General features: G+C 76.0%; 7 protein-coding genes. 6 read left to right on the top strand and 1 reads right to left on the bottom strand.

The window, feature by feature from the left end; genetic code table 11:
• The 4 genes from ACWEPF_RS35505 to ACWEPF_RS35490 all read left to right on the top strand — a co-directional run.
• On the top strand, positions 1-1,472 hold a 1,472-nt coding region (locus tag ACWEPF_RS35505), incomplete at its 5' end, for an ABC transporter transmembrane domain-containing protein (RefSeq protein ID WP_452175825.1).
• The gene (locus ACWEPF_RS35500) at positions 1,465-3,351 is read left to right on the top strand and encodes an ABC transporter ATP-binding protein (RefSeq protein WP_452175824.1); all 1,887 of its coding nucleotides are present in this window, start codon (positions 1,465-1,467) and stop codon (positions 3,349-3,351) included. The genes ACWEPF_RS35505 and ACWEPF_RS35500, both read left to right, overlap by 8 nt.
• Positions 3,348-4,586, top strand: a complete 1,239-nt coding sequence (locus ACWEPF_RS35495) for an arginase family protein (RefSeq protein ID WP_452175823.1) — start codon at positions 3,348-3,350, stop codon at positions 4,584-4,586. Before ACWEPF_RS35500 ends, ACWEPF_RS35495 begins: the two co-directional genes overlap by 4 nt.
• Complete coding sequence (locus ACWEPF_RS35490) at positions 4,583-5,473, top strand: GNAT family N-acetyltransferase (RefSeq protein ID WP_452175822.1); 891 nt, start codon at positions 4,583-4,585, stop codon at positions 5,471-5,473. The genes ACWEPF_RS35495 and ACWEPF_RS35490 overlap by 4 nt, the downstream gene beginning before the upstream one ends.
• Here ACWEPF_RS35490 and ACWEPF_RS35485 read toward each other — a convergent pair.
• The gene (locus tag ACWEPF_RS35485; RefSeq protein ID WP_452175821.1) at positions 5,470-6,162 is read right to left on the bottom strand and encodes a FadR/GntR family transcriptional regulator; all 693 of its coding nucleotides are present in this window, start codon (positions 6,160-6,162) and stop codon (positions 5,470-5,472) included. The two genes, ACWEPF_RS35490 and ACWEPF_RS35485, sit on opposite strands and share 4 nt — an antisense overlap.
• A 113-nt stretch (positions 6,163-6,275) precedes the next feature.
• On the opposite strand from ACWEPF_RS35485, the gene ACWEPF_RS35480 reads away from it, so the two are divergent.
• Entirely contained in the window at positions 6,276-6,806 is a 531-nt protein-coding gene (locus tag ACWEPF_RS35480) for a gluconokinase (RefSeq protein ID WP_452175820.1), read from the top strand.
• A 52-nt stretch (positions 6,807-6,858) separates the two neighbouring features.
• A complete protein-coding gene (locus ACWEPF_RS35475; protein ID WP_380148753.1) occupies positions 6,859-8,232 on the top strand; it encodes a GntT/GntP/DsdX family permease in 1,374 nt (457 codons plus the stop codon).
• The last annotated feature ends 72 nt before the right edge of the window (positions 8,233-8,304 follow it).

Below are 8,304 nucleotides of genomic sequence, written 5' to 3'. Positions count from 1 at the left end.
CCTGGCTGGTCGGCGCCGCCCTGGGCGCGGCGGCCGGCCAGGGCGGCGGGCTGCCCCGGTACGTGGCCGCGCTGGGCGCCGCCGTCGTGACCGGCATCGCCACCAACGTCACCCGGCACGTGATCGCCGCCCGGCTCGGACTGCGCGCCACCGCCGCGCTGCTGGAGGAGATCGGGGAGAAGGCCGCCCGCGCCCCGCAGGACGTGGCGGCCCGCACCCCGCCCGCCGAGGTGGCCACCGTGGCGGCGTACGACGTCTCCCGGGTGGCCGGCTTCCCGGTGGTGCGGATCAGGCTGGCCGCCTCGGTGCTCGGGCTGCTGGTGGTCGCCGGGTACCTGCTGGCGATCTCCCCGCTGGTCACACTGGTGGTGCTGGCCGGGGTGCCCGGCCTGATGTGGCTCACCGGCAAGGTGGCCGAGCCGCTGGAGGAGCGCCGCGAGCGCCAGCGCGAGGCGCTCGGCACGGTGGCCGCGCTGAGCTCCGACATCGGCCTCGGGCTGCGGGTGCTGCGCGGTCTGGGCGCCGAGCGGGTGGTGCGGGAGCGCTACCGGGCCGCCTCGGCGGCCACCGAGCGGGCCGGGGTGGAGGTGGCCCGGACGGAGGCCCTGCTGCTGGTCTCCGGCACCCTGCTGCCCGGCCTCTTCCTGGCCGCCCTGGTCTGGCTCGGCGGCACCCTGGCCGCCGCCGGCTCGGTGCCGCCCACCGACCTGGTCACCTTCTACACCGCCTCCGCCTACCTGGTCGCCCCCGTCACCACCGCCGCCGGGTACGGCGCGGCCCGGGCCGGTGCCCGGGTGGCCGCCCGGAACGTCACCGCCCTGCTGGCCGCCCCCGAGCGCCCCTGGACCGGGACCGCCGAGGTGCCAGAACAGGCCGAGCCCGCCGACGGCCTGACGGGCCTTCGGATCCCGCTCGGCGGCCTGAGCGTGCTGGCCGCTCCCGGCGGCTACGACCCGGACCGGCTGGCCCGCCGCCTGGTCGGCCTGACGGTCGAGCAGGGCGCCACCCTGGCCGGACGCCCGGTGCGCGAGTTCCACCCCGACGCGCTGGGTGCGGCGGTGCGGATCCAGGGCGCCCGCCCGGTGCTCTTCGCCGGCCCGGTGCGCGAGGTGCTGGACCCGGCCGCCCGCTACGGCGACCGCGAGCTCACCGCCGCCCTGCGGGCAGCGGCCGCGGACGACGTGGTGGAGCGGCTGCCCGGCGGCCTGGACGCCCGGATCGACGCCGAGGGCCGCAACCTCTCCGGAGGCCAGCGTCAACGCCTGGCGCTGGCACGGTCGTTGGTCGGCGATCCGCCGGTCCTGGTGCTGGTCGAACCGACCACCGCGCTGGACGCGGTCACCGAGATCGAGATCGCCCGCCGGGTGGCCGAGCACCGGCGCGGCCGCACCACCCTGGTCCTGGGCTCGGCCGGCGCGTTCCGCGCGGTGGCCGACCACGTCCTGGCCGTCGAGGAGGGCTCCGATGTCTGACGCTCCGTCCCTCTCCCCGGCCCCGCCGGTGGCTGACGTGCCGTCCGGGCCCGGGAGCCGGGCGGTGGCAGGGCCCGCGCCGGTGCTGCCGGTCGCCGACCGGACCGCCGTCCGCCGCCGGGTCGGTGGGCTCGCCGCCCGCTTCGGGGGCCGGCTGACCGCGATCGTGCTGGTGCACGCGGCCGCCGTGGCCGGCGGGCTGGTGCCGCCGCTGGTGCTCGGTTCGCTGGTGGACCGGATCGCGGACGGGCGGGCCGTCGGCCTGCTCGGCCCGGTGCTGCTGATCCTGGCCGCCCTCGTGGTGCACGCCGGCCTGGCCTTCACCGCCGCCTCCTGGTCCTTCGCCCTCGGCGAGCGGATCTTCGCGGTCCTGCGCAACGACTTCCTGGACGGCCTGCTCGCCATGCCGGTGCGCGAACTGGAGGCGGTCGACCAGGGCGAGGTGCTCTCCCGCTCCACCTCCGACATGGACGCCGTCCAGGACATCACCCGCACCGGCCTGCCCGAGACGGTGGTCGGCACCGTCACGGTGGCGATGACCCTCGGCGCCGCCTTCCTGGTCGACCCGCTGGTCGCGCTCGGCTGCCTGGTCGGGGTCCCGCCGATCCTGCTCTCCACCCGGTGGTACGTGCGGCGCGCGCCGAAGGCGTACGGGGAGGAGCTGGCCGCCCGGGCCGCCGCCACCGGTGCGCTCACCGAGACCGTCCGCGGCCACGAGGCCGTCAGCACGCTGCGCCTGGGCCCGGCCCGGCGGGAGGCGGCCCGACGGAGCGTCGGCACCTGGCGTCGGCTGGCCGGGGAGCCGGTCCGGCTGGAGCGCGCCTGGTTCCCCGCCGTGCAGGCGGGCTACCACCTGCCGCTGCTGGTGGTGGTCGGTTGGGGCGCCTGGCTGGTGCGCGGCGGCCACGCCCAGGTCGGCGACGTGGCGGTGATCGCGCTCTACCTGCGGGCGGTGCTGACCCCGTTGGACGACCTCATCTACTGGTTCGGCGAGGCCCAGGCCGCCGGGGCAGCCCTCGGCCGCATCCTCGGCGTCGGGGTCGGTGCCCTCGACCTTCCGGCGGCTCGCACCGGGCCGGGCCCGGCCGGGCTGCCGGTCCGCTGCGAGGCCCTGACCTTCGGCTACGCCGAGGGCGCCCCCGTCCTGCACGCCGTCGACCTGGAGGTGGCGGCCGGCGAGCGGATCTGCCTGGTGGGCGCCTCCGGGGCCGGCAAGACCACCCTCGCCACCCTGCTGGCCGGCGCCCTGCGGCCGGACTCCGGCCGGGTGCTGATCGGCCGTCAGGAGGCGGTCGCCGGCGGCCGCGCGGAGGTGGTGCTGGTCGCCCAGGAGGACCACGTCTTCCACGGCACCGTCCGGGACAACCTCACCCTGGCGCGCCCCGAGGCCGAGGAGCACGAGCTGTGGGCGGCCCTGGCCTCCGCCGACGCCGACGGCTGGGTCCGCGAACTGCCCGACGGCCTGGCCACCGCTCTCGGCGAGGACGGCCACCCGCCGACCCCGGCCCAGGCGCGCCAACTCGCCCTCGCCCGGCTCTTCCTGCGCCGCCCCCGGGTCCTGCTGCTCGACGAGGCCACCGCCGGGCTCTCCGAGCGGGCCGCCGGGCGCTTCACCGCCGAGCTCTCCCGCTCGCTGGCCGGGACGACCGTGATCCAGGTCGCCCACGACCTCTGGACGGCCGAGCGCAGCGACCGGGTGGTGGTGCTGGAGCACGGCCGGATCGTCGAGAGCGGCGCCCCGAAGGACCTGCGCGACGCGGACGGCCCGTACGCGCGGCTCCGCGCGGCCTGGCTGACCACGCTGGAGCCGTCCACGCCGGAGCCGGCCGCGGTGCAGCCGGCCGCGGTCGACGGCGCACACGACGGGCGGCGCCGGTGAACGAGACGCTGCGGGTCACCCCGGGCGCGGCCAGGCTGGACGGCGGCGGCGAGGAGAGCGAGCTGGTCTGGCCCGAGACCGGACGCAGCGTCAGGCTCGGCCGCCGGGCGCTGCACGTGCTCTCCCAGTTCGCCGTCCCCGCCACGGCGGAGGCGGTCGCCGCCCGGCTGGAGCGCACCGCCCCCGGCAGCTCCGAGGCCGTCCGCCGGACGGTGGCCGTGCTCGTCGAGGCGGGCGCGCTGCAGGCCCAGGACACCGCGGCCGGCCCCGGGCGCGGCACCGGCCTGTACGGCACGCCGCTCTCCACGGTGGCCGAGGCACTCAACGGCCCGGCCGCCTTCGTGGTGATCGGCGCGCCCTACGACCAAGGCGTCTCCTACCGCCCCGGCGCCCGGTTCGGCCCCGAGGCGCTGCGCCGGGTCAGTACCACCGTCTTCCGGGCCGACCCAGGGCTGCGCGGCATGTACGACGCCGAGCACGACCGCCGACTGCTCGCCGGGGTCGCGCTCGCCGACGTCGGCGACCTGACGGCCGTGCCGGGCGCGGGCGGTGCGGACCTGTTGGACGACCTGGAGCAGCTGGTCGCGCTGACCGCCCAGGCCGGCAAGGTCCCGGTGGTCCTCGGCGGGGACCACTCGCTCACCCTGCGGGTGGTGGACGGCCTGACCCGCCGTCACCACCCGATCGGCGTGCTGCACTTCGACGCCCACCACGACTACGGCCGGGTGCGCACCGGTCCGCGCAGCGGCGTGCACCACGGGAACTTCCTGGACTGGGTGCTCGGCAGCGAGGCGGTGGCGTGCGTCGCCCAGTTCGGCGTCCGCCAGCTCACCCCGGAGCGTCCCGAGGCCTGCGCCAAGCTCCACCGCTGGCCCGGCCGCACCGCCCTGGAGACCGACCCGGACGAGATCGTCCGCCGCCTGCCGGCCGGCCTGGACTGGCACCTCAGCTTCGACCTGGACGTGCTCGACCCGGCCGTGATGCCCAGCACCGGCACGGTGCTGCCCGGCGGCTGGTCCTACCGGGAGGCGCTCGGCCTGCTCACCGCCCTGTGCGAGCGCCTCCCGGTGGCCGGCCTCGACCTGGTCGAGTACCTGCCCGGCCCCGAGGAGGCCCCGGGCGTCACCGCCACCGCCCTGCTGCTGCACGCCCTGCACCACAGCGCCCTGCACCGCACCGCGCTGCACCGCACCGCCGCCCACCGCACCGCCGAACTCCGGGGGAGACCGTCGTGACCGAGCTGCGGCAGCTGACCCCGGATCAGCTCCCCGAACTGAACGACGCCCTGGAGGCGTACGGCCGCGGCGGCGCCGCCGGGATGGACGGCCAGCGGATGGCCGTGCTGGCGCGCTCGCTGGCCGACGGCGACGCCGTGGTGGCCCGGTTGGGCGGCCGGATCGCCGGCTACGCGGCCAACCGGCAGGACTGGGGCGGCGGTTTCGCCCTGGTCGAGTGCGCGGGGGAGGTGCTCGGCCCCTGGCGGCGTCGCGGCGTCGGCGGTGCGCTGCTGGACTGGGCGGTGGACCGGGCCGCCGCCACCGCCTCCTCCACCCTGGTCGAGCTGGTGGTCGACTGCCTCGGCGAGGACACCGGCCTGCGCGCGATGCTGACGGCCCGCGGCTTCACGGCCACCCCCTTCCTGGAGGCCAGCGCCCCGATCCGCCCCCTCCCGGCGGCCGGCCCCGGACTGTCCTTCCGCCCGCTCCGCCCCGGCGACGCCGCCCGGATGGGCGAGCTCTACCGCCGCGCCACCGCCGGGGCGGTCCGTACCCGCGGCGGCGACGAGGCCCTGGTCTCCACCCTGCGCCACCCCTGCCTGCGCCGGGACTCCTGCCTGCTGGCCACCCTCCACGAGGACGGCCCGCCCGTGGGCTTCGCCCTCACCCTCGAATGGCCCGACGCCCCGCACGACCTCTGGATCGACACCCTCTGCGCCGACCCGGACGCCCGCCCCGGCATCGCCCGCGACCTCGCCGCCGAGCTCATCCGCCGCGCCCCGGCCCCCTACCGCACCGTCAGCCTGGGCGCGGCCGAAGCCCTCCTCGACACCCTCGCCGGCCTCGACTTCCACCCCACCCGCCGCTGGACCCGCCACGCCCTGCTGCTCACGGCGGCCTGCTAGCCCAGCACCTCGTTCAGCTCGTCGAGGGCTCCCTGGACGATGGTGCGCATCGCCGTCTCGGCGTCCCCCGAGCGGCCCTCGCAGATCGCGTCGGCGACCTCGCGGTGCAGCGCGACCGCGTACGGCTCGGGCTGATGCGGCATCAGCTGGTGCTCGGTGCGCCCGGTCAGCACGGCGCCGACGGTGTCGCCCAGGTGGGCGAACATCTCGTTGCAGGAGGCGCGCAGCACCGTCGCGTGGAAGGCGATGTCGTGCTGCAGGAAGACCGACAGGTCGGAGCGGGCACTGACCGTCAGCTCGACCGCCAGGGCGCCGAGTTCGCGCCGGTGGTCGTCGGTGGCGTGGACGGCCGCCAGCGCGGCGGCGGCCGGCTCCACCGCGACCCGCAGCGATCCCAGCGAACGCAGCTGCGCGGAGCGGTCCGCCCCGGCGAGGCGCCAGCGGATCACCAGCGGGTCGAAGACGTCCCAGCCGGCCTTGGGCTGCACGGTGATGCCGACCCGGCGCCGGGGCGCGACCATCCGCATCGACTCCAGGATGCGCACCGCCTCCCGGACCACCGTCCGGGACACTCCGTACTTCGCCTCGAGCTCCTCGCTGCGCAGCACCGCGCCCTCGGGGATCTCGCCGGAGGCGATGGCCGGTCCGAGGTCGGCGAGCAGTCGGCCGGGCAGGCCCTGGATCTCCATCGGCTCAGGATATCTTCGCCACATATGTATGACGATTGGGTTGCCACCCCTTGAATAAGTCATACCTTTGCGGCAGTGTCAGTCGTGACCAGTCAGAACAAGGAGCACCAGCCATGGGTCTCAGCGTCGAGAACCAGCCGCCCACCCTCGTGGTGATGGGCGTGTCGGGCGTCGGCAAGACCACCGTCGCCCGCCTGCTGGCCGAGCGGCTCGGCCTCCCGTACGCGGAGGCCGACGACTTCCACCCGCCGGCGAACATCGCCAAGATGGCCGCCGGCGTCCCGCTCGACGACGCCGACCGGCAGCCCTGGCTGCTGGCCCTCGCCGACTGGCTCGGCGGCCGGGTCGCCGAGGGCACCGGGGGAGTGGTGGCCTGCTCCGCGCTCAAGCGGAGCTACCGCGACACTCTGCGCTCCCAGGCCCCGGCCACCCGCTTCGTCCACCTGACCGGCGACCGGGCGCTGATCGGCTCCCGGCTGGCCGCCCGCACCGGCCACTTCATGCCGGCCACCCTGCTCGACTCCCAGTACGCCGCGCTCGAACCGCTCCGGCCGGACGAGCGCGGCTTCGCCCTGGACGTCGACCACACCCCCGCCGAACTGGCCGACCGCGCCGCCGACCTGATCACGGCCCGGTCCGCCTGACCCCGCACCCCCACCTCCCCCACACCCCGCGCCTGTTCAACGGAGACCTCGCGTGACCACCCAACTCCTCGCCGCCCCGCTCCCGCACACCTCCAGCGACGGCGTCCTGCTGCTCGCGGTGCTGCTCGGCATCGGCGTCATCGTGCTGCTGATCACCCGCTTCAAGCTGCACCCCTTCCTCGCCCTGATCCTCGGCTCCGGCGTGCTCGCCGCCGTCGCGGGCGCCCCCTTCGACAAGCTGCTCTCCAGCTTCTCGGCCGGCTTCGGCTCCACCGTGGCCAGCGTCGGCCTGCTGATCGGCCTCGGCGCCATGCTCGGCAAGCTGCTCGCCGACTCCGGCGGGGCGGACATCGTCGCCGACACCGTGCTGCGCCGCTCCTCCAAGCGCATGCTGCCCTGGTCGATGGCGCTGATCGCCGCCGTGCTCGGCCTGCCGCTGTTCTTCGAGGTCGGCGTGGTGCTGCTGATCCCGATCGTGATCCTGGTCGCCCGGCGCGGGAACGTCCCGCTGATCCGCCTCGGCATCCCCGCCCTGGCCGGGCTCTCCGTGCTGCACGGCCTGGTGCCCCCGCACCCGGGCCCGCTGGTCGCCGTCGACGCCCTCAAGGCGGACCTCGGCGTCACCCTGGCGCTCGGCCTGCTGATCGCCGTGCCCACCCTGATCGTGGCCGGCCCGCTGTTCGCCCGCTTCGCCGAGCGCTGGGTCGGCCCGCTGGAGCTGCCCCCGGCCCCGCCCGCCACCGAGAAGCCCGAGCGCACCCCCTCCTTCGCCGCCGTCCTCACCACCATCCTGCTGCCGGTGGTCCTGATGCTCGGCAAGGCCCTGGCCGACGTGGTCATCGACGACCCCAAGGCGATGCCCCAGCGGATCGCCGACTTCATTGGCTCCCCGCTGATCGCACTGCTCGCCGCCACCCTGCTCGGCATGGTCACCCTCGGCCGGGCGGCCGGCTTCACCAAGGCCCGGATCTCCACCACCATGGAGAAGTCGCTCGCCCCGATCGCCGGCATCGTCTTCATCGTCGGCGCGGGCGGCGGTTTCAAGCAGACCCTGATCGACGTCGGCGTCGGGGACGCCGTCAGCTCCTGGTCGGCCAAGTGGCACATCTCGGCCCTGCTGCTCGGCTGGCTGATCGCCGTACTGATCCGCCTGGCCACCGGCTCCGCCACCGTCGCCACCATCACCGCCGCCGGCATCGTCGCCCCGCTGGCCGCCGACCTCTCCACCACCCACGCCGCCCTGCTGGTGCTCGCCATCGGCGCCGGCTCGCTCTTCCTCTCGCACGTCAACGACGCGGGCTTCTGGCTGGTGAAGGAGTACTTCGGCATGACGGTCGGTCAGACCCTCAAGTCCTGGTCGGTGATGGAGACCCTGATCTCGGTCACCGCGATCGCCCTGATCCTCCCGCTCTCCCTGATCATCTAGCCCGGAAGGGCCATGGACGGCCGTCACCCTCCACTGGAAGGGTGGCGGCCGTCCGGTGTTTCCACGGGGGAG

It is taken from the genome of Kitasatospora sp. NPDC004289, assembly GCF_053602875.1.
Note: the sequence above shows the minus strand (reverse complement) of the source record. Positions and strands in the feature narration are given on the sequence as shown.